Below are 24,587 nucleotides of genomic sequence, written 5' to 3'. Positions count from 1 at the left end.
TATTTATGGCCTATTGTGGAGAGAAGGAGAAATTAATCGTATGCCCGCGGATTGCATATGACAACAATTTTGTCTAAGTTTGCCTTCCAAAAATTTGTAATCTATAACTGTTGAAATGAGTTCGACACCGATAAAGAAAGAGACCTACCTGGAGTGGTATAAGTTAATGCTACTCATGCGTAAATTCGAAGAAAAAGCCGGTCAGCTGTATGGGCAGCAGAAGATTAGGGGGTTTTGCCACCTCTATATAGGCCAGGAAGCCGTAGTGGCAGGCGCCATGTCGGTGTTACGGCCCGCCGATTCGATGATTACTGCTTATCGCGACCATGCTCACGCACTCGCGAAAGGTGTGTCCGCAAATGCAGCCATGGCGGAACTTTTCGGTAAAATAACCGGTTGTTCGAAAGGCAAAGGAGGCTCAATGCACTTTTTTAGCAAAGAGCACAAATTTATGGGCGGTCATGGCATCGTCGGCGGTCAGATTCCACTCGGTGCCGGTATTGCATTCGCTGAAAAATACAACGGGACTGATAACGTGTGCGTATGTTATATGGGTGATGGTGCGGTACGGCAAGGCGCCTTTAACGAGGCACTCAATATGGCCATGCTATGGAAGCTACCCGTGATTTTCGTTTGCGAAAACAACGGGTACGCGATGGGTACGTCAGTAGCCCGTACGACCAATATGATTGATATTTACAAGATGGGGCTCGGTTTTGATATGCCCAGCGCGCCGGTTGATGGCATGGACGTTATCGCCGTACACAATGCGATGGACGAAGCTGTACAGCGTGCCCGAAGCGGTGACGGGCCAACGTTCCTGGAAATGCGGACGTACCGTTATAAAGGCCACTCCATGTCCGATCCCGCAAAATACCGTACCAAAGAAGAACTCGACGAATACAAAGGACGGGACCCGCTGATTACGACTAAGGCGGCTATCATGGAAAAAAAATATGCCAATGAGGAGTGGTTTGCGGAAGTGGAAGCCGATGTAAAAAAGACCATCGAAGAATGCGTCAAATTTGCCGAAGAATCGCCTTATCCCGAACCGGATGAGCTGTACAAAGATGTGTATGTACAAGCTGATTATCCCTATATCACGGATTGAACAAGTTGAAGTAGTTACGTAAAAGATTAACCGCAATAAAACATGGCTGAAGTAGTAAAAATGCCAAAAATGAGCGATACCATGACCGAAGGGGTGATCGCAAAATGGCACAAAAAAGTAGGCGATAAGGTCAGTTCCGGCGATCTGATAGCGGAGGTGGAAACCGATAAAGCCACCATGGACTTCGAATCCTATCAGGAAGGAACGTTGTTATATATCGGCCCCAAAGAAGGTGAAGCTGTTCCTGTTGACGCAGTAATCGCCGTTCTCGGCGAAGAGGGAGAAGATTATCAGGCATTATTGGACGGCAAAAGCGATGCCGGCAACAATAAATCAGAGAAAAAAGAAGCTGCCCCCGAGGAAAAGACCGCGGAAAGTGCCGAACCGGAAGCGGACGGAGGCCCGGAGGTAACGGCCGAATCGCTGGGTGCCACGGTGATTACCATGCCCCTATTGAGTGATACGATGACCGAGGGCGTCATCGCGGAGTGGCACTTCAAGGTCGGTGATGCAATCAAAAGCGATGATGTCATTGCTGATGTAGAAACCGATAAAGCCACGATGGAGGTGACCGCCTATGCAGAAGGAACGCTACTATACGTAGGTGTGGAAAAAGGACAGGCGGCTAAAGTCAATGACATCATCGCCATTGTAGGAAAAGAAGGCACGGATGTTACGCCTCTTCTCAAAAGTCCGGCGGCTAAATCCGGCAAAAACGAAAAGCCCGCTGAAAGCGCGGATGATCAGGCGGTGAAACCGACTGAGTCCAAAGCGCAACAGCCCACTGAAAAGCAGGAGCCTCAAACATCGGCATCAGACGATTCGCGTGTTAAGGCTTCACCATTGGCGAGGAAAATTGCCAAGGATAAAGGCATTAGCCTTAGCGACGTAAAAGGTACGGGCGACGGTGGTCGCATTATCAGGAAAGACGTCGAATCATACACGCCTGCCGCCAAGGCCGATGCAGCTCCAACCGCTGCCGCAAAGGCCGAGGCTCCCGCTGCCGCGACAACCATCAGTATACCGCAGTATGTGGGTGAAGAACGATATACGGAAAAACCGGTTACCCAAATGCGGAAAACCATCAGCCGAAGGCTGTCCGAGACGTTTATCATCCCGCATTTTTACCTCACCATGAAAATTGATATGGATAACGCTATCCAAGCAAGAGCCAAAATCAATGACGTGGCACCCGTAAAAGTATCGTTTAATGACCTCGTGATTAAAGCAGCGGCGGTGGCGCTGAAACAACATCCCGCCATCAACGCTTCCTGGCAGGGAGATAAAATCCGTTACAACGAGCACGTGAATATAGGCGTGGCTGTAGCCGTTGACGAGGGATTATTGGTGCCTGTTGTCCGTTTCGCCGACGGTAAGTCGTTGTCACACATTTCGGCCGAGGTAAAGGAATTTGCACAACGGGCAAAAGCCAAAAAATTGCAGCCTGCGGATTGGGAGGGCTCTACATTTACGGTATCCAACCTGGGTATGTTTGGCATCGACGAATTTACCGCGATTATCAATGCGCCTGATTCCTGCATTCTAGCGATCGGAGGCATTGATCAGGTACCCGTTGTGAAAAACGGTCAGATTGTCCCCGGTAATATCATGAAGGTAACGCTTACATGTGATCATCGTGTAGTAGACGGTGCTACAGGCGCTGCCTTCCTGCAGACGCTTAAGTCGTTGCTGGAAGAACCCGTAAGGATATTGGCTTAATACAAGTTCAAGAAAATCACGGAAGTCGGGTGCCGGTCAAGGCATGGAGGCTTCCGTGATTTTTTTTGTAGCGAAATGCGCCGGTCATTCGTTTCTTCATCAGAACCGATTATAGAATTAAATCATGTCTCTGATGAAAAAGGTAATGTTAGTTCTTGTTGTAGCGGCGATGACGCCATCCATCTGGGGGTGCAGTAAAAGTAATCATGCATCGGTGGTCAAGCCGGTCATATCGCTTCGTACACTCGCGGGCTGGTGTGCGATAAACGATAGTCTTTCCGTCGATAAGAACAATATGCGCTATATTGCATACGAAAGATGCACCGATGAGATTCGGTATAACAAAGAGGTAGCAACCACTGAGGCCGACTATCAAGCGTTGTTGCAGATTCTTCGCACCGGTGATTTTACGCAGTTGGATATCCAAGAAGGCGGGCTTGCCTACGATGGCTATGCTTATATTATTACCGTACGGGACCATGCCTGGGAACACACCATTAGTTTAGAAAACGAAAATTCTGAAGCTGCACAACAGCAAAACGCACTGGCTGTCAGACTGCTTCGTAAGTTGAAGGACATCCGGGACAGGCTGTCCGAAGCCAACGCTAACGAGTAAATTTGCCCCAACATCGCTTTTTATTTCCTGCTCCAAATCCGTATCTTTGCACGCGAAAAGCTACCGTTTGCTTGCTGGCAAGCACCATGGCTGCACCCAGGTAGCGCACACCCACATGAGTACGATATATTTTCAGGAAAAATTTGAAGAACGGCACATTGGCCCCAGCGCTGATGAAACCGCAGCGATGTTGGAAACCCTCGGCCTCCGGCATCTGGATGAATTGATTGACGAAACCTTACCTGTACAGATCCGGTTTACCCGATCGCTGCGGCTGCCTGACGCGCAGACGGAGACGGCCTACCTGCGCAAGATGAAAGTGGTGGCAGATAAAAATAAGGTGTTCAAATCTTACATCGGGCAGGGATACTATGACGTCATTCTGCCGGGCGTAATCCAGCGCAATGTGTTCGAAAACCCCGGTTGGTATACCCAATATACGCCTTATCAGGCAGAGATCGCCCAAGGGCGATTGCAGGCATTGTTGAATTTCCAAACCATGGTCATTGACCTTACCGGAATGGAAATTGCTAATGCCTCTCTGTTGGATGAAGCGACGGCTGCTGCCGAGGCCATGTTTATGCAGTACGGGTTGCGTAAGAACAAAACAGCCAACGCTTATTTGGTTTCTTCGAAAATTTTCCCCCAGACTCTAGACGTGCTACGCACCCGGGCGCAATCATACGGCATTGAACTGCTCGTGGGCAATCCGTTTGAGGAGCCCGTTACGGATGCGGTCTTTGGAGCCTTGCTTCAGTATCCCGCCGAGGATGGCACCTTGTCCGATTACCGGACACTCGTAGACCAACTGCACGCACGCGATATCACAGTATGCGTGGCGGCCGACCTGTTGAGTTTAACCTTATTAACTTCGCCCGGCGAATGGGGTGCCGATGTGGTAGTGGGCAGTACGCAGCGGTTCGGGATCCCGATGGGATTTGGAGGACCCCATGCAGCCTTTTTTGCGACCAAGGAAGCATATAAACGTAATATTCCCGGTCGGATTATCGGCGTGACGATCGATTCTACGGGGGAGTATGCACTGCGCATGGCGCTGCAGACTCGTGAACAACATATCCGACGCGATAAAGCGTCTTCCAACATCTGCACTGCGCAGGCGCTGCTCGCCATCATGGCGGGATTTTATGCGGCCTACCATGGGCCAAAAGGCCTGCGGCGGATCGCTGAACGTATACACGGGTTGGCCGCGTTGACAGACCGTGCGCTGCAACAGTTGGGCTATAGCCAGCTTAATACCAGTTACTTTGATACCCTTAGGATAGAAATGGGCGAGCTCGTCGGGCCTTTGCACGCCGAGGCGCTCAACAATGAAATAAACTTATTGTATCGTGGAACCGTTGTAGGTATCTCGATTGACGAAACGACGACGTATGAAGACGTCGAATGCCTGATCCGGATATTCGCTAAATTGAAAGGCAGATCTATTAATGATTTGGATTTGGCCGCCTTGGCAGACGATACCGTTTCAACCATACCACAGCCTTTGTACCGAACTTCGGAGTACCTGACTCATCCTGTGTTCAACAGTTTTCATTCCGAACACGAGATGCTGCGTTATATCAAATCACTGGAAGCAAAAGACCTTTCTTTGTGCCATTCCATGATCCCATTGGGATCATGCACAATGAAATTGAATGCTACAAGTGAAATGATTCCGGTTACCTGGCCCGAGTTTGGCGGGCTGCATCCGTTTGCCCCCGCTGACCAAACCGGAGGATACATGCAGGTTATCAGCGAATTAAATGAATGGTTGAGTGAAATTACGGGATTTGCAAAAGTAAGCTTTCAACCCAATTCGGGTGCGCAGGGTGAGTATGCCGGATTGATGGTCATTCGGGCTTATCATGCCAGCCGGGGTGAAGACCACCGGAACGTTGTGCTTATTCCGGCATCCGCCCATGGCACGAATCCGGCGTCGGCTAGTATGGCAGGAATGCAGGTGGTTGTCGTCAGATGCGATGAGCGAGGTAACATCGATGTGGAAGATTTACGTGCGAAGGCAGAAACGCACACCGCCAATCTTGGCGCATTAATGGTCACGTATCCATCTACGCATGGAGTGTTTGAGGAGCCCATTGTCGAAATATGTAACATCATCCACCGGTACGGCGGCCAGGTTTACATGGACGGGGCAAATATGAATGCTCAGGTGGGACTAACCAGCCCCGGCTTGATCGGAGCGGATGTATGCCACCTCAACTTGCACAAAACCTTCTGCATTCCGCATGGTGGCGGTGGCCCGGGCATGGGACCCATCGGAGTTGCCGATCACTTGGTTCCTTTTTTGCCGAATCATCCCGTTATTGAGGTGAGCGGCACACAAGGCATCCGTGCGGTTTCAGCCGCTCCCTGGGGTTCGGCTTCTATCCTTCTGATTTCACATGCTTACATCGCGATGATGGGCGGCGAGGGGCTTACCCGCGCAACCAAGTATGCCATTTTGAATGCGAATTATATCAAAACCCGTTTGGAGAGCCATTATCCCATACTATATGCTGGGGCCAACGGCCGTTGTGCACATGAGTTGATTCTAGACTGCCGCGCATTCAAGTCGGCGGGTATCGAGGTGGGAGATATTGCAAAACGGTTGATGGATTACGGTTTTCACGCACCTACCGTTTCCTTCCCGGTCGCCGGTACGCTGATGATCGAGCCCACGGAATCCGAGTCCAAGGCGGAATTAGACCGTTTTTGCGATGCACTTATTGCCATCCGCGAGGAGATTGCCGCCATTGAGCAAGGTCAGTCTGACCGGACGAATAACCTATTGAAAGGTGCTCCCCATACCATTGCTGCCGTGAGTGCCGATGGCTGGGAAAAGCCCTATACACGATCCCAGGCAGCCTTTCCGCTCCCATTCGTACGTGATCATAAGTTTTGGCCAAGCGTAGGACGGGTTAACGATTCGCAAGGTGATAGAATGCTTATCTGCGCCTGCCCGCCTATGGATGCTTATGAGGAAATAGCCTAACAAAAAAAAATCCCTATTCCAGCCATAGCCGGAATAGGGTTTGTACAACATTTGTTGTACGTAATGTGCTTTCCTGCGCTGGCATTATCCAGATCAGGTTCTGGGATGTAATCTCAGCCTGATTGGCTCAAGCACTCCCCGCACATCTTACTGAGAAGACAAACAAGTAGTCAAAAAGTTTTCAAAGTTTTTATGTAAATTTGATTAATTGCTTTTACCCTACCGATTATGAAAATTTTTAACATCTTATTTTGCATTCTATTTCTAATCAGCGCAGCCCTTCAGTATAACGATGCCGACCCGTACATCTGGATACCGATTTATTTATATGGCGCTTGGATATGTTACATGGCAACAAAAGGCAGATATCTCCCTTGGACCTACGCGCTTGGTGTTGTCGTTTATTTGGGTTTTGCTGGCTATTACCTCATATTTAAACATGGCGTGCTCGATTGGTTCCAGCATCATCACACAGGCGACCTGGTACAAAGCATGAAAGCCGACAAACCTTGGATTGAGGAGACACGGGAAGTGGGAGGGCTATTGATCCTGCTGATTGTATTGGCTATAAACTGGCTGACAGCCGGAAGGAAATCGGCGAAAATCCTAAAAAATGCGTGATGTTTTTCATGTATGAAATCGCATTGAAAATGGAATGTTGACAAATTTTAGGCACGTTGCTCTATGCGGCTAATTTTACAAAAAAACCCACTTAATTCATTGATTAATAGGGGTGTATTTGATATTTTAATTTTTAATTTTTTAGCTGATTTTTTTTTGCCATCTTCGTTTCACGGAGAAGTTATCAACATTTTTTCGATCATTTATTGTAAATCAACTTATTAAGAATTAGCGAATGGAAAAAACGAGCACGAGTGTATGGAATAGTTGTCTGCAAATCATAAAAGATAATATTCCGGCACAAAGTTATAAGACCTGGTTTGAGCCCGTTAAGGCTGTACGATTGGAAGGCAACGTTTTGACTATTCAAGTACCGAGTTTGTTTTTCTATGAATGGCTTGAGGAACATTATGTGGGGCTGCTTCGCAAGACGATTAAAAAACATCTCGGCGAAAATGGACGACTGGAATACAATATTGTCGTTGAGAAATCATCTACCAGCAATCCCTATACAACCAATATTCCTTCGAGCGGAAACGGAGCTGAGGCAAAGAAGCAGTCTATTCCCATTCCTGTTGCGCTCAATAAGGATATTAAAAATCCATTTGTTATTCCGGGGCTCAAAAAGTTGCAGGTGGACCCCCAATTGAATCAGCATTACACCTTTGATAATTTCATTGAAGGGGAGTGTAACCGATTGGCGCGGTCCGCGGGTTTTGCCGTGGCGAGTAAGCCAGGTGGTACATCATTTAATCCACTGATGATTTATGGAGGTGTGGGATTGGGTAAAACCCATTTGGCTCAGGCAATAGGTAACGAAATTAAACGCAACCTGCCCGATAAACTGGTGATCTATGTATCTTGTGAGAAGTTCTGCCAACAATTTGTTGATTCCCTGAAAAACAATACCATTAACGATTTTGTCAATTTTTACCAAGCAATGGACGTGATCATCATGGACGATGTGCATAATTTTGCTGGTAAGGAACGGACACAGGACATCTTCTTTCACATTTTCAATCATTTGCATCAATCGAGCAAACAGATTATTCTCACTTCAGACAAGCCGCCCAAGGATCTTGCAGGACTGGAAGAGCGCCTATTGAGCCGATTTAAATGGGGGCTCTCCGCTGACATGCAGGTGCCGGATCTGGAAACGCGGATGGCCATTTTGAAGAAAAAAATGTATACGGACGGGATCGAATTGCCCGACAATGTGATTGAATATGTCGCCCATCAAATCGATAACAGCGTCCGGGAGTTAGAAGGTGCGATGGTTTCTTTGCTAGCTCAAGCCACCTTAAACAAAAAGGAGATCGATCTTAACCTGGCCAAATCCATGCTGAAAAATTTCATCAAGAATACCCATAAGGAGATCTCGATGGATTACATTCAGAAGTTGGTATGTGACTATTTTGAGGTGCCTGTTGAAATGGTCAAATCAAAGGTGAGGAAAAGGGAGATTGTCCAGGCACGGCAGATTTCGATGTATTTGGCCAAAAACCATACGAAAACCTCGCTGAAATCCATTGGAGCTTTTTTTGGAGGCCGTGACCATTCCACCGTTATCTATGCTTGCCAGACCGTTGAAGACCTGATTGAAACGGACAAAAAATTCAAGGCATATGTGCAAGATATCCAAAAGAAATTAAAGACCAGTTGAGAGGGCAAAAGGCGGTCGACGGAAAATGGCCGCCTTTGCTTTTTCCTAGGGCGCATTCCGGTACAATTGTGGCATTTCGGTATAATTAAAGCAGCAATTTGGCTACTTCCTGCCAATTGTTTACCCGTTCATATCCGGTAATAAGCAAATTATGAGGGGAGGAAAAGAGCAACTTCCGACCCGGGAAGTGAGCCAGGTTTTTTATTCGATCGTCAATCATGATGTCTGCCGCGATAATTTTATCGCCTGTAAAGGCAATATTTGTCCAGGGAATGAAGGGAAAATGCTCCGCTAACCAATCCAATTTATCTTCCAGTGAATTTCTAAATTCGATTGCAGCCGATACAATGTAAACGTGATAGCGAGCCTGCAAGGCTTTTACGATTTCGATTGCACCCGGCATCGGTGGAATGTCCCTAAAAAAACCCTTTTGATGGGCATATATTTCCCATTGGCCGTTTAGATGTTCGGGAAGATTTTCATGCAGTTCCTTTCCCGGTTCCTGATGAATGTCCATGCGGATTCCATAATCGCGATTATAAAGGAATAAAAATTTATGTAAGGTGTCCGCCAGCACCTCATCCATATCGATTATCAAGCGGGGCTTTTCATCATTTGCATTCATAGCGCAAAAATAACCTTTATTCACGACTTTCAATTTGCAGGTCAGCCGGTTGCCAGTGCTTCACGGCAATAGGTTAACACCGTTTGTTGGAAGAGTCGTTCATCCGGGGGGTCAAAAACCACCTGAATGGGGATGACATAGATCGGGAGGTCGGCCAACAAATTAACGAGGGAAGGAATCAGGAGACGTTGGGCGTCTTTTTCAGTGGTTACAATAAGTTTATGGGGATTCGCTATTTCGCCGAATCGGCGAATCAGGTTTTGGACATCGGCCGGCGTATACGAGTGGTGATCGGAAAAGCGCAACTCGACCACTTCCCCGGTGTTTGCGGCAATGTATTCGTGTAAGGGCGCCGGATTGGCAATGCCCAACAGAAGGAGAACAGAAAGGTCTGCTTCAAGGATAGCCCCGGGCATTTCCGGATGGGGACGCAGGGGGGTGAGCTGCCGGTAACCTATGGCGGAAAACAAGACCGGTACATTTCGCTTTTCGCCGAGTAGGTGCCGGAGTTTTATTTTTTTGTTTTCGTCGGAAAACATAGGAGCTTTTGAAACAATTATGAGGTCGGCGCGCCGGCGCTCCGAAAAATGATCCCGATAATTGCCCGCTGGCAGCAACCATTTGGGCTTATCGACCGACTGGTAGTCAAAAAGCAGGATAGCTAGGCCGGGTCGCAATGCGCGGTGCTGGTATGCATCATCCAGCAGGATGACTTCATGGCCTTCAGCGATCAGCCGCTTTACACCCGCAACACGGCTTTCACATACGGCCACGGTTATATACGGAAATTTGCGCTTAAACTGAAGGGGCTCGTCGCCACTGGTAGCGGGGTTGTCGTCCGCTTTAACCGCTAAAAATCCACGCGTTTTCCGACCATAGCCCCGACTTAGGGTGGCCACTTTGTAATGCGGAGAGAGCAATTGGATAAGGTATTCGGTCATCGGGCTTTTTCCCGTACCGCCTACCGCGAGATTGCCGACAACGATGACAGGTTTTTCAAATGCCGTGACTTTCATCCATCCCCAATCGTAAAGTCGATTGCGTATCCATATGGCTAATCCATATAGTAATGAAAAAGGCAGCAACAGCGCTCGCAGGTAAGCCATCGTTGGCAAACTTAGAAAAGTTTGCAAATGAAAGCAAGCTTTTCGATGTCTCACGATCTATTAAAAAGCAATCAACGCTTGATGAAAACTTCGCTAAATGGGCTGATTTTCCGTATATTCGTGGTCAAAAGCGAATGAATACATTGCTTATTGCGGCCACAGAAGGAGAAGTTGGTCCCTTTCTTCGAATTCCGGAATGGCAGCGGGCGGGAACAGACGTGCTCATAACCGGGGCCGGCATGGTTGCCACGGCCTTTGCGTTGGGTAACAAACTGGCTACTGCCCACTATGATCTGATACTGAATGTTGGGATTGCGGGCAGTTTTGATCGCTCAATTCCGTTAGGCGAGGTGGTATGCATATACCGAGATACCTTTGCTGAACTAGGTGCGGAAGACGGAGGTGATTTTCTAGACAGCGAGCAACTGGGGCTCGGACGGCATACCTTTGAGGGAATCCGTCAAGGGTGCCCAGCGCTGAACGGGTTACTCAAGTGCCAGGGCATTACGGTCAACAAGGTACATGGTAATGCAGTGACGATATCCGAAATTGTGCGACGGTTAAATCCGCAGACCGAGAGTATGGAAGGAGCGGCGGTCTTTTATGTTGCTGATCAGTTGGGTATACCTGCCATGCAGGTGCGCGCGGTTTCAAATTATGTCGAACGCCGTAACAAAGCTGGCTGGGAAATCCCACGCGCGATCGAAAACCTTAATGGCTGGATACAGGCATTTTTCAACCCGTAATGGCGCTAAAACACAAAAATTTGACACGCAGAAGTGGTTAAAATATCAATAATTTGTAGTAGGTTTGCGTGCTGGAAAATAACGACACGATATACAACGGATGAGAGAAATACAATTCAGAGAAGCGCTTCGCGAAGCCATGAGCGAAGAAATGCGTAAAGATGAGAAGATCTTTTTGATGGGGGAAGAAGTAGCGGAGTACAACGGTGCCTATAAGGTGAGCCAAGGTATGCTGGAAGAATTCGGTGCCAAACGGGTCATTGATACGCCTATCGCCGAACTTGGCTTTGCCGGTATCGGTATCGGAGCCGCTATGAACGGTCTGAAACCCATCATTGAATTCATGACGTTCAATTTCTCATTGGTTGCCATTGATCAGGTAATCAACTCTGCCGCAAAAATGTATTCTATGAGCGGAGGCCAATTTCCCATTCCAATGGTATTTCGTGGCCCTACGGGCAATGCCGGTCAATTGGCTGCCCAGCACTCCCAAAATTTTGAAAATTGGTATGCCAATACGCCCGGGCTCAAGGTGGTGGTTCCGGCAAACCCATACGATGCGAAGGGGCTGCTGAAACAGTCCATTATCGATCCGGATCCAGTCATTTTTATGGAGTCCGAAGTGATGTATGGCGATAAAGGCGAAGTTCCGGAAGAAGAATATTACCTCGAACTGGGGAAAGCCCATACCGTGAAGGAAGGGAAGGACGTTACCATCGTAACATTTGGAAAAATGCTGCCCCGTGTTGTACAGCCCGCGGTGGAAGAGTTGACAAAAGAGGGAATAGATGTAAATCTTATCAACCTGCGTACGGTACGTCCAATCGATTACGGAGCAATAATCCAATCGGTAAAAAAGACAAATCGCTTGGTGATTGTAGAGGAAGCATGGCCATTGGCGTCAATATCTTCAGAAATCGCCTATAAAGTACAACGTGACGCGTTTGATTACTTAGATGCTCCCGTTGTGCGGATTACTTCCGCAGATGTGCCCCTGCCTTATGCTCCTACGCTCCTTCAAGCTGCTTTGCCTAATATAGATCGGGTAGTGAAAGCGGTTAAAGAAGTAATGTATATCAAAAAATAGGTTACATACAGTCTGTTTTTTTTGACATCGGCCTGTCTCAAACAAAAGACAGGCTTTTTTGTTTATTCCTCTGATTAACGTCCGGTTAACGTTGCCTGAGAGGGGCGATTTACGGACGCCAATAATGGTAACATACCGATTAAAATTACCCGTTTAACCTGAAAGGAGGTCAATATGAATGTCATCGAACGAATTGAACATTGGGGTGACGCACATCATCCCCGGTGGTTGGATCTACTCCGTATTGTATTGGGCGTTGTTATCTTTCTTAAAGGCGTTACTTTCCTTGCTGATACAGAGTCGTTGCGGCGCTTGATTGAACAGACCCCTGTACAGATTTATACCTGGGGAGTTGTGCATTATGTTGCGTTCGCACATTTGGTAGGCGGAATACTGATTGCCATCGGATTGCTCACACGCGTCGCTGTTGGATTTCAGCTGCCGGTGTTGGTCGGAGCCGTCTTTTTGGTCAACATTACACGCGGGCTGTCATTTCTCAACTCCGAATTGTGGATTTCGCTCGTGGTCCTGGTTTTATTGCTTGTATTTTTTGTGATCGGATCGGGCCCGTATTCATTGGACTACCAGATGCGAGGAAGACGTCAAGACGCTTAGAAAGCCACGTGCTTTGCGCCTTTGCGAGAATTTGCATATCCCCGCAACTTTGGCTAATTTTGTCTGACGAAATTTGGACATGAACGAACAGACAAAGGCCATCCGTGAGCAGGCCGACCGCTCTCCCTACCGGGAACATGCCGTACCTCTTTACTTGACTTCCAGCTTCATTTTTGACAACGCCGAACAGGGCAGGGCGATTTTTGCCGAAGAGGAGACAGGAAACGTATACTCCCGGTATTCAAATCCGAACACCACGGAATTCATCAATAAAGTGTGTGCCATGGAAGGAGCTGAAGCGGGGTTGGCTTTTTCATCGGGTATGGCTGCTGTATTCGCGTCGTTTGCCGCATTGCTCAAAAGCGGTGATCACATTGTTTCCTGTCGGGCGATATTCGGTTCCACACACCAATTGCTTACTAAGCTACTTCCCCGATGGGGGATTACCACTACCTATGTAGACGCTGCCAAACCAGAAGATTGGGAGAAAGCCATTCAACCCAATACGCGAATGATCTTTTTAGAAACCCCTTCCAACCCCGGTCTCGAATTAGTCGATTTGGAATGGTTGGGTAAATTCAAAGAAAAATATCCGGAGATCATTCTCAACGTTGACAATTGTTTTGCGACGCCTTACCTACAGAAGCCCATTCAATATGGGTTTGACCTCGTGAGTCATTCGGCAACTAAATACATGGATGGCCAGGGCCGTGTGCTGGGAGGGGTGGTTGTAGGGAAAAAGGCATTGATTGATGAATTAATGTTTTTTATACGCAATACCGGCCCATCCCTGTCGCCGTTCAACGCTTGGGTGCTGTCCAAGAGTCTGGAAACCCTGGGCTTGCGGATGGACCGTCATTGTAGCAATGCGCTGCGTGTCGCCGAGGCGTTGGAAGCCCATGCGGAGGTGGAAGCCGTGCGCTATCCCTACCTGGCATCCCATCCCCAATACGAATTGGCCACTAGGCAGATGAAAGCCGGAGGGGGAATCGTCACCTTTGTCATTAAAGGTGGATTTGACCGGGCTAAGCGCTTTCTCGATGCATTGAAGATGACCCGTATTACCTCAAACCTGGGTGATTCACGTACCATTGCGACCCATCCGGCCTCTACCACCCATTCAAAATTAGCAGAGGAGGAGCGTTTGCAGCTCGGCATCCAGCCCGGTAGCATACGTATATCAGTAGGATTGGAAGACGTGGAGGATATCATTACGGACATTACGCAGGCTCTGGATAACGTGTAGTAGTCAATAAAAACGCTATGAACATATCTCTTCAACGAATAAATAATGCGGTGCACTTCGAGGGGACCGGTGATTCCGCGAATGTAAAAGTACACATCGACGGCTCACCCAGCATCGGCGGCGAAGGCTTGGGGGTACGTCCCATGGAGCTGGTGCTGATGGCACTGGGTTCCTGCAGCGCTTTGGATCTGGTCAATATACTTAAAAAGCAACGTCAGCAGATCGACGACGTTAAAATTGATGTAGAAGGCCAGCGCAGGGAGGCGATTCCCAACATTTTCACGGATATCCACATCTCCTTTCGCTTAATAGGAGATATCGATCAAACAAAAGCTGAAAAGGCAGCCGAACTTGCCGTAAAGAAATACTGTTCCGTACACGATATGCTGGCTGCGGGCGGCGTAAACATCACATACTCCATCGAAATCCATTAATTGTTGTTTTCTAAAGGGGCTCCCGGGGAAAAGCTAAGCGACCAAAAAATTAACTTAGTTCAATGAATGTTTAAACATTGACAAGTATTTTTGTGTTGTATATAAAAACTAAGGCTTATGGCAACGACATGGAAATTAGATCCTACCCATTCCGAGGTAGCATTCAAAGTAAAGCATTTGGTCATTACAACCGTTACCGGCTATTTCCGTTCCTTTGACGGAACGGTTGTAACGGATGATGAAACGGACTTTACCACGGGTAAAGTGGATTTCAGTATCGATACAACCAGTATTGATACCAACCAATCACAGCGGGATGAGCACTTGAAATCGGCAGATTTCTTCAATGCTCAACAATATCCTCAGATCACATTCACCTCAACGTCTATCGAAGGAAAAGGTAGTGATGAGTTTCTCCTCAATGGTGACTTAACGGTTGGCAATGTGACAAAGCCCGTTACCTTCAAGGTGGAATTTGGTGGTACGGTGATGGATCCATATGGTAATTTTAAGGCCGGCTTTGAAGTATCCGGCAAAATCAGCCGTAAAGAATTCGGCCTTACCTGGAGCGCAGTGACCGAAGCGGGTGCCGTGGTTGTCAGCGATGAGGTGAAAATACAAGCGAGTGTACAGTTCGTAAAACAGTAATCGTCGCATCTTATTTTTCCGGGCCCTTGTAAGTTTGTTGAACGGCAGACTTAAAGGGCTTTCTTTTTTCGCTTTTACTCCAAATGCGCTCCGCCCAACGGCCAATGTACCAAAACGAAACGGCCAATAATAGAAAGAAAACTGTTCGGTTAAGACTGTCCCATAAATATTCAAAAAAACGTGTGTATAGGTTAATGATCAAAAAGACAATGCCAAATTCCCGTGCAATATAGTCGCCGCGTTTGAGCCCATACCAAGCCAGGGCAAGCGATACGGCCGTAGATAATAAGCCCCAATAGAAAATATGCCATTGGCGTATTTCGGCCCATTTATCCAGATCGCTGTAGTTGCCAAAAATGGAGAGCAGCCATAAGGCCACGAGCAAATAAACGAGGCCAATAATGTAGGTGATTGACTGAAAAGGGGCAATCGGCTTAATGTGCTGTTGCCAGAGGAGTGCAAATGCGGTAACGATTGCCCCGAATAGGGTAAAACGAAGGGGGTAATTCATACCCCAGAACCGGAACCCCCAATTGCTATGATAAGCCGTTTCCGTAGCAAACCAAATACCGAAACTAATCAGTGTGAATATCCAAATGAGTTTCGATGTCAATTTAACCGATAGCAGGCCATATATAACCACCGACGCAAGGAATAGCAAGGAGAAATGGCCCGACCCCTTGTCTATGATTTTGCCTAGGTAGCCTATACATGTGGCGGTAGCAAAAACACCCAATGCCATAAGCGCCTCGTTGCTAAATGTTTTTTGTGGATGTTTGCGTTTGTTTTTGAATCCCCATCCATAAAACAATACGGCCAACGCGAAGCAGAAAATACAAATTACGGCATCTGGTGTATCGTAGAGCTTCTCGATCCATTGCAACACCATTTTATCCGCAAATAACGAAAGAAAGGCAAGGACCACACACGATAGCGCCACCCAAAAGGCATATTGCGCCAATCGCTTCCAATCGAACCCTTTCAGCTCGTAGGAGTTACCCAGTTCAATGGCCTGTGTCTTTTCAATCAAACCGTGTTCTTGCCAATAACGAATGGCCTCATCCAGCGTTTCCTTTTCATGCCTGTTGACATCCAGTTTTTTCACAGTAGACAATTTATAAAATTTACAAAACACTCAATAGCTTTAGGGGAATTTCGATCAACTCTTCTTCGCGCCGGATGATCAACTTTACCTGCTTTTTTGCAGACATCAGTGCCTTTTTATACTGCATAAAATCTTGGCTCGCATTGTTATCGATGGCAATCAAGACATCCCCTTCTTTAAGTCCTGCGAGTTCTGCAGGAGAACCTTTGACGATTGAGCCAATAACAGTCACGTTGTTCATAAAGTAAAGTTCCATGCCGGAATAAGAATACTCGAAAGGCTCGCGGTACAGCGTATTGGGTTTCAGGTAAATCTCCCGCCGCTGATAGTTGAAAATCACATTGAAGCGTTTGAGGATCTGGTTGCCGATTAATCCGCCAAGGTAGGGATAGGATGTCACGTTAAATTCATCGGCAAACACCATCGTAGGAACTTTGCGGAAGCGGTACGGCCCCAACCGGAAATCTTTTACGAGTGTCATATCCATTGTCAGCTTTCCACCTACGCCGTGAGCTTGTATGGGAAATCGCTTGCGCTTCTTGCGAAGAACCAGGCTGTCCTGCTCGAAATCCTCCGACAACACCAGGGATAAGCCGGCTCCGATATCGAACAAAAAGCGGGAGGTTATTTTTCGATGGTCGCGGATACGCGCCGACTGAACCGGAAGTGTCCGGATAAAGGGCTTCAGCAGGTGTCCCCCCCGGGGATATCGGAGGGTTCCTTGAGAGCAAATCTCGATCTCACGGATATCGTAATCGATTTTCAGAATGTACCTACTCAGCAAGGAGTAACCGATCACGCCGTCTATCCGTACACCATAGACGTACGATAAAAATTCATAGTCGTTGATGTGAAAATTCAGGCTGTCGACCGTCAAATCATTTAATTTTAGCTTTTTATTGTAAATAAATTCTGCCTTCCGCACGCCAGCGATCCCCCTTATGTTTATTTCCGATGCCACGGGTGTCAGCCCGAGTGAACCAGCGGTCGCGGAATCCAGCGAAATGCCACTGCTACCGGTATCCAGAATAAATGTCAGCGTATCCGCATGGCCAACCAGGGTTGCTTTTATGAGGATTACACTTTCGGCAGCCAGTGAAAAAGGAACAATGGTAAGGGTTTGTGAGGGAGCGGAGACATACTCTTCTTGAGCGACTGCTGAAAGCCAGCTGGTCATTACCCATGGAAGCAGAAATAAGGAGGCTTTCATGTGAGCCCGTTATTTGTAAGTTAATTTCAAACTTACGCTTTCTCGCGGTCATACACAACATCACCGCACGTTTCCTAGTGTCCGCTGCAATCCGTATCTTCATCCCCAAATTGAAAAACGCCTGATGATCGAACAACGTACTATCCACGGAGGTGCCTCCGATCAAGAAGCAAACCACCCCGCTAAATCGCTGATTCTGCTCTTGCTATTGGCATTCTCGGGGGCAATTGTGCTGGGAGCAATTTCCGTTTTCATAGGATTGCTCGCTATGGGGATTTCCGCGGGAAATCTGGGGGATGCGTTGTCGGTAAGCACGGGCAATGTGGGATTCCTGAAAATCGTACAGGCTGGGTCGAGCATCGGCATGTTTGTTTTGCCCGCACTATTGTTGGGGATTGCCGAAAAGCGGCGACATACCTATTTGGACTTTAAAACAAGCGTGAACCCTTCTCTGTGGTTCATGGTGGTTGCCATTATGTTCTTCGCTGCCCCCATCTTTGAACAAGCCATTAAGTTAAATGAGCAGATGCGGCTTCCAGGGGCACTCTCGGAAATAGAAAATTGGATGAAGGCCAAGGAGGCAGAGCAGGAGCGATTGACGAATCTGCTATTGTCTGACACAACGTATTCCGGACTGCTAACCAGCTTGATTGTCGTCGCGGTTATCGCCGCGGTGGGCGAGGAATTCCTCTTTCGGGGCTGTGTTCAAGGTATCCTTACACGTTGGTTTAAAAGTCCCCACACGGCTATCTGGATAACGGCCATTATCTTCAGTGCCATCCACCTGCAATTTTATGGTTTTCTGCCAAGGATGTTACTGGGAGCCCTATTTGGATACTTGTTATTTTGGGGAAAAAGTATCTGGCTTCCTGTGTTGGCTCACTTTATCAACAACGCCACCGCTACCATTGCGGCGTTTTACTTAAAAAGACAAGGAAAGTCGCTCGACGAATTGGACTTTTCACAGCAAGTTCCCAATTATCTTTATTTTATGAGTTTTGTACTTACCGTTGTCCTGCTGTACCAATACCATAAAATCGCTACCCAACAAACCACACGGAGTTATGGAAAAACACTGGATTAAATTGTTTGCAACTCCCAACCCCATTGAGGCGGAGATTATCAAACAAATGCTGGAAGCGCATGAGGTACCTGCCGTGATCATCAATAAGCAAGATTCGTCTTATCGGTTTGGCCAGATTGAATTGTACGTGCATCAGTCGAATGAGTCACTTGCGCGGGAGTTGTTGGCGGATAGCGATTACAGGGCTAATGAAGAAGGATAAGCAGCCATGAGAACACGAGCAATTACTGCCCTTTTTTTTGTTATTGTTGTCCTTGCTTCGATCGTACTGAATGCCTATCTATTCGCCGGTTTTTTTGTGGTACTGAGCGCTTGCTGCCTTTATGAGTTTTATCGGATTGTGGCGGGTGCCCATGATAAACCCGATTCCTTGCTCGGCGTTTCGTTAGGAGTGCTTACATTCGGACTGTATGCAGGGTATCAGTTAGGTGATCTTTCGCCTAATTTCCTTTTTGGGATCGTCCCGCTAGCCACTGTTATATTTATTACTGCGCTTTACAAAAAGGGGTTAGATAAACCCTTTGCAAGCATTGCGTGCACCTTTTTAGGTGTTATCTATGTCGTTTTACCTTTTTTGGCGTTTTTCTCGTTGGGTTTTCTCAGCGGTACTTACGACTATCGGCTTCCTTTGGGTTTCATGTTGATTCTGTGGGGTAATGATACAGGAGCTTATCTTGTGGGAAGATTTCTGGGAAGGCGGCGACTTTTCGAACGGATTTCGCCGAAAAAAACCTGGGAAGGGCTTATCGGGGGTATCCTCCTTGCGCTGGTTGTCTCGCTGATATTGGGCCATTATTTTACTGCCCTGAATGTTTGGCAATGGACGGGCATGGCATTGTTTGTTTCGATATTCGGCACGTTTGGCGATTTGGTCGAATCCATGCTTAAGCGAAGCCAACAGGTAAAGGATTCGGGAGCGATGTTACCGGGACATGGGGGACTGCTCGACCGCTTTGACGGATTGTTGTTGGCTGCTCCAGCAGTATTCGCGTTACTTAAGATCTTCATGTCTGCTTAAGGTTTCATGTCATTGCAAAGCGTCGGCTAATTTTAAAAAATAAGAGTTATGCAATTATCCATACATCCGGACACGTTCGGTTTTCTTGCGGCTATCAAGGAAAACAACGATCGAGAATGGTTCCAACAAAACCGTGACGTTTATGAAAAGGCCTGGCAGAATATGAAAGACTTTACCCAAGCAATCATAACAGGTCTTGCCGAAAGTGACCGGTACATTTCGGAAGATATCCCCGTATCGAAGTGTTTGTTCCGGATTTATCGCGACACGCGGTTCAGCAAGGATAAAACACCTTATAAGACCTGGCTTGGCGCTGGTATATCCACCGCGGGCCGTAAACTGAACGGTCCGGAATACTATCTTCATATCCAACCCGGTAATAGCTTTGCCGCCGGTGGGTATTGGCGACCGGAAAAGGATCATTTGGCGGCCATCCGACAGGAAATTGACTATAACGGCGCCGAGCTTTCGGACATCCTGGAGGAGGCAGCCTTTAAAGCACATTGTCGACTGGATTTACAGGATAAACTGAAACGGGCACCGGCAGGATATGATGAGGACCATCCTTACATAGAATGGATCAAACTGAAGAGTTTTACGGCCTTCGAATCCTTCAAAGACACTGAGCTATCGAATGCGGACGGGCTGAACAGGGTTCTTCAGGCGTTCCGCCGGATGTACCGGTTTAAGCTATTCCTTCATCAGGCGTTGGGCCACGAATAAAGCGCCCACATTTGCTGACTATTCGGGAAAACTAATTTTCCCCATGCATACCGCAGGAGCATTAGCGAGCGCTTCGGCATTTGCCGCATTGCCTGCTACCGTTTCATTCGCCAATATTGCAAACAGCGCAGCCTCCTTAGCGTCCGGAAGCAATCCAAGCCGGTCGAAGGGGGCAATCGAGAAATCGGTAAGCCCGGCCTTGATCTGTTGCATCAGTGTCGGATTATGCAACCCGCCGCCGCTTACATAGATTCGCGGAACGCCGGCAAGGGGCAGTATCCGCCGGATAGCCGCAACGATAGCGGTTGCCGAAAAAGCACACAGTGTGGCCATTACGTCTTTTTCGGGGAGATCCGCCGTTCTAGTAACTTGCTGTGCTTCGAAGAGGTAACGAAGATTAAATAACTCGGGGCCGGTGGTTTTCGGAAAGGGAAGATCGAAGAAAGGATGACTGAGCAGCGTTTGAAGGAGGGGTTTACAGACCGTTCCGGCGGCTGCGATACGACCATCCTCGTCCATCTCCATACCTAGTCTCATCTGCATATATTGATTCATTAAGGTATTTCCCGGCCCTACGTCCGTGGCGAAACAGGCTTTTTTGGAATTGGATGCGGGGAGGAACGTAAAATTGGCAATGCCACCGATGTTGAGTAATACGCGGGTTTCTTTTTCGGCCGTGAATAATAAATAGTCGCCATAGGCAGCCAAAGGAGCTCCTTCCCCACCTGCAGCGACGTGCTTCTGCCGAAAGTCGGACACCGTAATGATTCCGATAGTCACAGCCAAATGGTCGCCATCGCCGATCTGTAAGGTGCTGTTCGGATAATCAAGGTTACCGGTGAAGGTTTGGGGAGCGTGATAAACCGTTTGTCCATGACTGGCGAGTAGGTCGACGTCTCTGTAGTGAACGCCCCAGTCATTCAACGTTTCTTTAACCATTTCGCCGTGTACCTGACCGACCCATGCATGTAATCCGCTGAATACCTGTTGGTCGATCGTTCGTTTGGCAAATATTTCCCGGATACGGTTCCGAAATAAGTCATCGTAAGGTTTGGTGTCGAATCGGAGTAGGGATAGCCTTGTGTCAATACCTTCTCCGGTGACACGGCAAAGGGCAATATCCAGCCCGTCAAGGGAAGTACCCGACATCAGGCCGACAATCACGCGTTGTTTACCCTCGGCAATCGCGTATAATTTCTCGATCCACTTATTCATTCGGGAATAAAGGTAGCTATTTTGCAGTTTCATGATATAATTCTATTTTTGGGAAAGTTTAATCTTGTTTAGAAGATCGTACACATCAAATTATATTTCCATGACTTTTCCGACAGATTTAAAATACACCAAAGATCACGAATGGATTCGTATTGAAGGCGATGAAGCCGTTGTTGGCATTACCGATTTTGCTCAACGTGAGCTCGGCGATATCGTATTTATCGATATAAACACAATTGGTGAGGAGGTGGCTCAGGATCAGGTATTCGGCACGATAGAGGCAGTGAAAACCGTATCGGACTTGTTCATGCCCGTATCGGCTACCGTGCTGTCTGTCAACGAAAAAATAGATGGTTCGCCGGAGTTGGTTAACCAAGACCCTTATGGCGAAGGTTGGTTGGTGCGCGTAAAATTGAATGATACAGCAGATGTTGCGGGACTACTTTCAGCCGCCGACTACGAAGCGCAGGTATCTGCCTAAGAATACGAATGATGAACCCTGCGGAATCGAAAGCTTCATTGCCACTTAAAACAAACGGTGCAAATGAAAATGCAGGCTCCATCAGGCCTTTAGGAACAAATTTATTTTCTGATGAAGAACGCGGGTATTTGTCAACCAACAAGCCGAGCGTTTTTTTGGCATTATAATGGATGCCTAGCAGTCAAAACAGAGCGTATGAAGCATTATGGTTGGGCGATGCTATGGGCAGTGGTTGTCTTGATACTGTGCGGCATCCCATCTGAGAGCACTGACAGTGTCCCAAAATTCCCTGGAATCGATAAACTGGTTCATAGCGGTTTCTTTTTTGTCTTCACGGTGTTGCTGTATTATGGGGCCATCCGGCAAGCGGGTACATCCCGACCGTCTTGGGGAATTACGATCCGCGTCATTATTTTTTCTTCTTTGTTTGCGCTGTTCACAGAGTTCTTGCAATGGAAAATATTCACGTACCGTTCTGCTGAGGTTTGGGACCTTTTTGCCGACGGGGTAGGTACGGGAATGGGTGTGTTTGCTTATCTATTACTACACAACTCGTATCGCGTAAATACCCGTGTAATTCCTTTTGCAATCGGTGCGGTAGTCATGGTGAATTTGTCGGCGTGCGGGATTTTTCGCAAGGGATGCAAGTGCCCGCCTGTTCATCGTTATTCGCCGCTCACTGCCCATCGCACGTCGCTACAAAGCTTTGGCGATGGTGACGGCGTTTACTTGAGTCGCTCCGCCCATCAGGAGAACGGTAGAGCAGGCTTCCAAGGTCGCTCCTGTGGTCAGTACATCGTCAACCAATAGCACATGTTTTCCGACAGGTGCTTCCGCCTCATTAAGCCGGAAGGCGGCTTCCATATTCTCGTGTCGCTGATATCGATTTTTCGTGGTTTGACTTGGCGTGGCCCGATGTCGAACTAAACACCGTTCAGCAAGGGGCTTCTGCATGGAATGCGAAAGTCCCAGAGCGAAAAAGGCACTTTGGTTATATCCCCGTTTACGAAGTTTTATGGGGTGCAAGGGCACGGGTACGATCACATCGGCCTCGTTAAAAGGCGGTATTTCACACAGCAGGATACCGTACTTCTCACCAAGAAAGCTGCCAATTTCAGGGCGGTTTCGGTATTTTAGCTGGTAAATAATCCGTTGCACACGTGAGGAATCCAGAAATGAAAAGAACGAAGCGCATTGCCCCGTACTAAGGTTGTCGGTCCCGTTATGTAAGAGAGTAAATGGCAGATGATACCAGCAGGATGTGCAAATGAGCTTTTCCCCATAAACCAGCGGGGTATCACAGCCTGCACACGTTCTTGGAAAAAAAAGCGAGGTTAGGTCGGTTAGGTAGCGGCTGATCATGATCTGTATTTCTCACACTAACGGTTTTTCTTAGGCCAATGGTTTTTCCGTTTCCTTAATAGCTAATTGGCCGCATGCTGCATCAATATCTTTGCCCCTGCTCCGTCGGATGTTTGTGATAATGCCTTTTTTACGTAAATGGTCGGCAAAACGATCTATTTTATCCGCAGATGCGTTTTCAAAGTCTGCAAAAGCAATCGGATTATACTCAATGATGTTTACCTTGCAGGGAAGATGCTTACAAAACGCAGCTAATTCTTGCGCGTCAGTAAGGTCATCATTGAATCCGTTGAATACAATGTATTCGTAAGTAACGGGATTTTTAGTCTTCGCGTAATAATATTTCAGTGCTTCCGCCAACGCCCGCAATGAATTCTGTTCGTTGATGGGCATAATTTCATTACGTTTCCGGTCGTTAGCCGCATGTAAGGACAAGGCAAGGTTGAAACGAACCTGGTCATCACCCAGTTTTTTGATCATCTTGGCAATCCCCGCAGTGGATACCGTAATTCGCTTCGCGGCCATATTCAATCCGTCTACGGCTGTAATGCGTTCAATGGATGCAAGTACGTTGGCGTAATTGAGCAGAGGTTCCCCCATGCCCATATAGACGATGTTGGTGAGCGGTTGCCCATAATGCGCTTGGGCTTGCTTGCCAATGAGCACTACCTGATCATAGATCTCGTCGGCGTTGAGGTTACGTTTACGGTCCATATAGCCCGTTGCGCAAAATTTACAAGTGAGGCTGCAGCCAACCTGTGAACTCACGCAGGCCGTCATCCGGTCGGGTGCAGGAATCAACACTCCCTCCACAATGTTGCCGTCATACAACACAAAGCTGCTTTTGATCGTACTATCTGCACTATGCTGCGCTTGCCTTACGCTAACCGCGTTAATCGCAAAACTCTGTTTCAATAAATCACGCAGCGATTTGCCTAGATTGCTCATGTGGTCGAAATCGGTGCACGACTTCTTCCAAAGCCATTCATAAACTTGTTTGGCCCGAAACACGGGTTCTCCCATGGAAGCCAAATGGCCGCGGATTTGATCCTGGGTCAGCTTGCGAATATCAATTTTGGATTTTCCTTCAACCACGGTACAAAGATACGGCTTTTTCCATTTTGTTAAACTTTTTGGTTAAACACCAAAAAAAACGCATA

Annotated in this window: 25 protein-coding genes and 1 riboswitch; of the genes, 18 read left to right on the top strand and 7 right to left on the bottom strand. The window is 47.6% G+C overall.

Annotated elements, in window-relative coordinates:
* Window positions 1–115: 115 nt before the first annotated feature.
* The 6 genes from pdhA (at window position 116) to dnaA (ending at window position 8,722) form a co-directional block, all read left to right on the top strand.
* On the top strand, window positions 116–1,111 hold the full coding sequence (pdhA, locus tag ACFQRK_RS20595; RefSeq protein WP_379010029.1) for a pyruvate dehydrogenase (acetyl-transferring) E1 component subunit alpha: 996 nt from the start codon (window positions 116–118) through the stop codon (window positions 1,109–1,111).
* A 42-nt stretch (window positions 1,112–1,153) separates the two neighbouring features.
* Window positions 1,154–2,830, top strand: coding sequence for a pyruvate dehydrogenase complex dihydrolipoamide acetyltransferase (locus ACFQRK_RS20590; protein ID WP_379010028.1), 1,677 nt, complete (start codon window positions 1,154–1,156; stop codon window positions 2,828–2,830).
* A 133-nt stretch (window positions 2,831–2,963) separates the two neighbouring features.
* A complete protein-coding gene (locus tag ACFQRK_RS20585) occupies window positions 2,964–3,446 on the top strand; it encodes a hypothetical protein (RefSeq protein WP_379010026.1) in 483 nt (160 codons plus the stop codon).
* Between the two features lie 115 nt (window positions 3,447–3,561).
* A complete protein-coding gene (gene gcvP / locus ACFQRK_RS20580; protein ID WP_379010025.1) occupies window positions 3,562–6,438 on the top strand; it encodes an aminomethyl-transferring glycine dehydrogenase in 2,877 nt (958 codons plus the stop codon).
* A gap of 53 nt (window positions 6,439–6,491) precedes the next feature.
* Window positions 6,492–6,587: riboswitch (TPP riboswitch) on the bottom strand.
* A 79-nt stretch (window positions 6,588–6,666) separates the two neighbouring features.
* On the top strand, window positions 6,667–7,059 hold the full coding sequence (locus ACFQRK_RS20575) for a transmembrane 220 family protein (protein WP_379010024.1): 393 nt from the start codon (window positions 6,667–6,669) through the stop codon (window positions 7,057–7,059).
* Between the two features lie 235 nt (window positions 7,060–7,294).
* Window positions 7,295–8,722, top strand: a complete 1,428-nt coding sequence (dnaA, locus tag ACFQRK_RS20570; protein ID WP_379010022.1) for a chromosomal replication initiator protein DnaA — start codon at window positions 7,295–7,297, stop codon at window positions 8,720–8,722.
* 85 nt (window positions 8,723–8,807) lie between these two features.
* Here the strand turns inward: dnaA and ACFQRK_RS20565 are convergent, their stop codons facing one another.
* Both ACFQRK_RS20565 and lpxK read right to left on the bottom strand, forming a co-directional pair.
* Window positions 8,808–9,347, bottom strand: a complete 540-nt coding sequence (locus ACFQRK_RS20565; RefSeq protein ID WP_379010020.1) for a 5'(3')-deoxyribonucleotidase — start codon at window positions 9,345–9,347, stop codon at window positions 8,808–8,810.
* 41 nt (window positions 9,348–9,388) lie between these two features.
* Window positions 9,389–10,453, bottom strand: coding sequence for a tetraacyldisaccharide 4'-kinase (lpxK, locus tag ACFQRK_RS20560; protein WP_379010018.1), 1,065 nt, complete (start codon window positions 10,451–10,453; stop codon window positions 9,389–9,391).
* Between lpxK and mqnB the strand changes: the two genes are divergently transcribed.
* The 6 genes from mqnB (at window position 10,417) to ACFQRK_RS20530 (ending at window position 15,229) form a co-directional block, all read left to right on the top strand.
* Entirely contained in the window at window positions 10,417–11,199 is a 783-nt protein-coding gene (gene mqnB / locus ACFQRK_RS20555; protein ID WP_379010017.1) for a futalosine hydrolase, read from the top strand. The two genes, lpxK and mqnB, sit on opposite strands and share 37 nt — an antisense overlap.
* A 100-nt stretch (window positions 11,200–11,299) precedes the next feature.
* Window positions 11,300–12,286 carry a pyruvate dehydrogenase complex E1 component subunit beta gene (locus ACFQRK_RS20550; RefSeq protein WP_379010016.1) on the top strand — a complete coding sequence of 329 codons (987 nt, stop codon included), beginning with the start codon at window positions 11,300–11,302 and terminating at the stop codon, window positions 12,284–12,286.
* Window positions 12,287–12,460: 174 nt separating this feature from the next.
* A complete protein-coding gene (locus tag ACFQRK_RS20545; protein ID WP_379010015.1) occupies window positions 12,461–12,901 on the top strand; it encodes a DoxX family protein in 441 nt (146 codons plus the stop codon).
* A 79-nt stretch (window positions 12,902–12,980) separates the two neighbouring features.
* Window positions 12,981–14,147, top strand: a complete 1,167-nt coding sequence (locus ACFQRK_RS20540) for a trans-sulfuration enzyme family protein (protein ID WP_379010014.1) — start codon at window positions 12,981–12,983, stop codon at window positions 14,145–14,147.
* Window positions 14,148–14,164: 17 nt separating this feature from the next.
* A complete protein-coding gene (locus ACFQRK_RS20535; protein ID WP_379010012.1) occupies window positions 14,165–14,581 on the top strand; it encodes an OsmC family protein in 417 nt (138 codons plus the stop codon).
* A gap of 117 nt (window positions 14,582–14,698) precedes the next feature.
* Complete coding sequence (locus ACFQRK_RS20530) at window positions 14,699–15,229, top strand: YceI family protein (protein ID WP_379010010.1); 531 nt, start codon at window positions 14,699–14,701, stop codon at window positions 15,227–15,229.
* A 10-nt stretch (window positions 15,230–15,239) separates the two neighbouring features.
* On the opposite strand, the gene ACFQRK_RS20525 is transcribed toward ACFQRK_RS20530, so the two are convergent.
* A complete protein-coding gene (locus ACFQRK_RS20525; protein ID WP_379010008.1) occupies window positions 15,240–16,334 on the bottom strand; it encodes a DUF2157 domain-containing protein in 1,095 nt (364 codons plus the stop codon).
* 19 nt (window positions 16,335–16,353) lie between these two features.
* The gene (locus ACFQRK_RS20520) at window positions 16,354–17,544 is read right to left on the bottom strand and encodes an aspartyl protease family protein (protein ID WP_379010007.1); all 1,191 of its coding nucleotides are present in this window, start codon (window positions 17,542–17,544) and stop codon (window positions 16,354–16,356) included.
* Window positions 17,545–17,668: 124 nt separating this feature from the next.
* Here ACFQRK_RS20520 and ACFQRK_RS20515 point away from each other — a divergent pair, with 124 nt between their 5' ends.
* The 4 genes from ACFQRK_RS20515 to ACFQRK_RS20500 are packed head-to-tail and all read left to right on the top strand — an operon-like array spanning window position 17,669 to window position 20,369.
* Complete coding sequence (locus tag ACFQRK_RS20515; RefSeq protein ID WP_379010005.1) at window positions 17,669–18,628, top strand: CPBP family intramembrane glutamic endopeptidase; 960 nt, start codon at window positions 17,669–17,671, stop codon at window positions 18,626–18,628.
* Window positions 18,609–18,830: a DUF2007 domain-containing protein gene (locus ACFQRK_RS20510; RefSeq protein ID WP_379010003.1), complete on the top strand. Its 222-nt coding sequence runs from the start codon at window positions 18,609–18,611 to the stop codon at window positions 18,828–18,830. Before ACFQRK_RS20515 ends, ACFQRK_RS20510 begins: the two co-directional genes overlap by 20 nt.
* A gap of 6 nt (window positions 18,831–18,836) precedes the next feature.
* Window positions 18,837–19,646: a phosphatidate cytidylyltransferase gene (locus tag ACFQRK_RS20505; protein ID WP_379010002.1), complete on the top strand. Its 810-nt coding sequence runs from the start codon at window positions 18,837–18,839 to the stop codon at window positions 19,644–19,646.
* Between the two features lie 48 nt (window positions 19,647–19,694).
* A complete protein-coding gene (locus tag ACFQRK_RS20500) occupies window positions 19,695–20,369 on the top strand; it encodes a DUF2461 domain-containing protein (RefSeq protein WP_379010001.1) in 675 nt (224 codons plus the stop codon).
* 18 nt (window positions 20,370–20,387) lie between these two features.
* On the opposite strand, the gene ACFQRK_RS20495 is transcribed toward ACFQRK_RS20500, so the two are convergent.
* On the bottom strand, window positions 20,388–21,617 hold the full coding sequence (locus ACFQRK_RS20495) for an anhydro-N-acetylmuramic acid kinase (RefSeq protein WP_379010000.1): 1,230 nt from the start codon (window positions 21,615–21,617) through the stop codon (window positions 20,388–20,390).
* Window positions 21,618–21,684: 67 nt separating this feature from the next.
* Between ACFQRK_RS20495 and gcvH the strand changes: the two genes are divergently transcribed.
* Together gcvH and ACFQRK_RS20485 are read left to right on the top strand one after the other, a co-directional pair.
* On the top strand, window positions 21,685–22,065 hold the full coding sequence (gcvH, locus tag ACFQRK_RS20490; protein ID WP_379009999.1) for a glycine cleavage system protein GcvH: 381 nt from the start codon (window positions 21,685–21,687) through the stop codon (window positions 22,063–22,065).
* Between the two features lie 111 nt (window positions 22,066–22,176).
* Complete coding sequence (locus tag ACFQRK_RS20485) at window positions 22,177–22,875, top strand: VanZ family protein (RefSeq protein WP_379009997.1); 699 nt, start codon at window positions 22,177–22,179, stop codon at window positions 22,873–22,875.
* Here ACFQRK_RS20485 and ACFQRK_RS20480 read toward each other — a convergent pair.
* Window positions 22,762–23,427 (bottom strand): ComF family protein, encoded by a 666-nt coding sequence (locus ACFQRK_RS20480; protein WP_379009996.1) that lies wholly within the window; start codon window positions 23,425–23,427, stop codon window positions 22,762–22,764. The genes ACFQRK_RS20485 and ACFQRK_RS20480 overlap by 114 nt on opposite strands.
* 30 nt (window positions 23,428–23,457) lie before the next feature.
* Window positions 23,458–24,522, bottom strand: a complete 1,065-nt coding sequence (gene rlmN, locus ACFQRK_RS20475) for a 23S rRNA (adenine(2503)-C(2))-methyltransferase RlmN (RefSeq protein ID WP_379009994.1) — start codon at window positions 24,520–24,522, stop codon at window positions 23,458–23,460.
* Window positions 24,523–24,587 lie beyond the last annotated feature (65 nt).

Origin of the sequence: Parapedobacter sp. GCM10030251 (genome assembly GCF_042666505.1) — a bacterium.
In the GTDB taxonomy this organism is placed as follows: domain Bacteria; phylum Bacteroidota; class Bacteroidia; order Sphingobacteriales; family Sphingobacteriaceae; genus Parapedobacter.
The sequence above is the reverse complement of the archived record's forward strand: the minus strand, read 5'-3'. Positions and strand labels throughout refer to the sequence as shown.

Coding starts and splice junctions, on each gene's coding strand:
- pdhA (WP_379010029.1), top strand. CDS start 116: ATGAGTTCGACACCGATAAAGAAAGAGACCTACCTGGAGTGGTATAAG.
- ACFQRK_RS20590 (WP_379010028.1), top strand. CDS start 1,154: ATGGCTGAAGTAGTAAAAATGCCAAAAATGAGCGATACCATGACCGAA.
- ACFQRK_RS20585 (WP_379010026.1), top strand. CDS start 2,964: ATGAAAAAGGTAATGTTAGTTCTTGTTGTAGCGGCGATGACGCCATCC.
- gcvP (WP_379010025.1), top strand. CDS start 3,562: ATGAGTACGATATATTTTCAGGAAAAATTTGAAGAACGGCACATTGGC.
- ACFQRK_RS20575 (WP_379010024.1), top strand. CDS start 6,667: ATGAAAATTTTTAACATCTTATTTTGCATTCTATTTCTAATCAGCGCA.
- dnaA (WP_379010022.1), top strand. CDS start 7,295: ATGGAAAAAACGAGCACGAGTGTATGGAATAGTTGTCTGCAAATCATA.
- ACFQRK_RS20565 (WP_379010020.1), bottom strand. CDS start 9,347: ATGAATGCAAATGATGAAAAGCCCCGCTTGATAATCGATATGGATGAG.
- mqnB (WP_379010017.1), top strand. CDS start 10,417: ATGAAAAAGGCAGCAACAGCGCTCGCAGGTAAGCCATCGTTGGCAAAC.
- lpxK (WP_379010018.1), bottom strand. CDS start 10,453: ATGGCTTACCTGCGAGCGCTGTTGCTGCCTTTTTCATTACTATATGGA.
- ACFQRK_RS20550 (WP_379010016.1), top strand. CDS start 11,300: ATGAGAGAAATACAATTCAGAGAAGCGCTTCGCGAAGCCATGAGCGAA.
- ACFQRK_RS20545 (WP_379010015.1), top strand. CDS start 12,461: ATGAATGTCATCGAACGAATTGAACATTGGGGTGACGCACATCATCCC.
- ACFQRK_RS20540 (WP_379010014.1), top strand. CDS start 12,981: ATGAACGAACAGACAAAGGCCATCCGTGAGCAGGCCGACCGCTCTCCC.
- ACFQRK_RS20535 (WP_379010012.1), top strand. CDS start 14,165: ATGAACATATCTCTTCAACGAATAAATAATGCGGTGCACTTCGAGGGG.
- ACFQRK_RS20530 (WP_379010010.1), top strand. CDS start 14,699: ATGGCAACGACATGGAAATTAGATCCTACCCATTCCGAGGTAGCATTC.
- ACFQRK_RS20520 (WP_379010007.1), bottom strand. CDS start 17,544: ATGAAAGCCTCCTTATTTCTGCTTCCATGGGTAATGACCAGCTGGCTT.
- ACFQRK_RS20515 (WP_379010005.1), top strand. CDS start 17,669: ATGATCGAACAACGTACTATCCACGGAGGTGCCTCCGATCAAGAAGCA.
- ACFQRK_RS20510 (WP_379010003.1), top strand. CDS start 18,609: ATGGAAAAACACTGGATTAAATTGTTTGCAACTCCCAACCCCATTGAG.
- ACFQRK_RS20505 (WP_379010002.1), top strand. CDS start 18,837: ATGAGAACACGAGCAATTACTGCCCTTTTTTTTGTTATTGTTGTCCTT.
- ACFQRK_RS20500 (WP_379010001.1), top strand. CDS start 19,695: ATGCAATTATCCATACATCCGGACACGTTCGGTTTTCTTGCGGCTATC.
- ACFQRK_RS20495 (WP_379010000.1), bottom strand. CDS start 21,617: ATGAAACTGCAAAATAGCTACCTTTATTCCCGAATGAATAAGTGGATC.
- gcvH (WP_379009999.1), top strand. CDS start 21,685: ATGACTTTTCCGACAGATTTAAAATACACCAAAGATCACGAATGGATT.
- ACFQRK_RS20485 (WP_379009997.1), top strand. CDS start 22,177: ATGAAGAACGCGGGTATTTGTCAACCAACAAGCCGAGCGTTTTTTTGG.
- ACFQRK_RS20480 (WP_379009996.1), bottom strand. CDS start 23,427: ATGATCAGCCGCTACCTAACCGACCTAACCTCGCTTTTTTTTCCAAGA.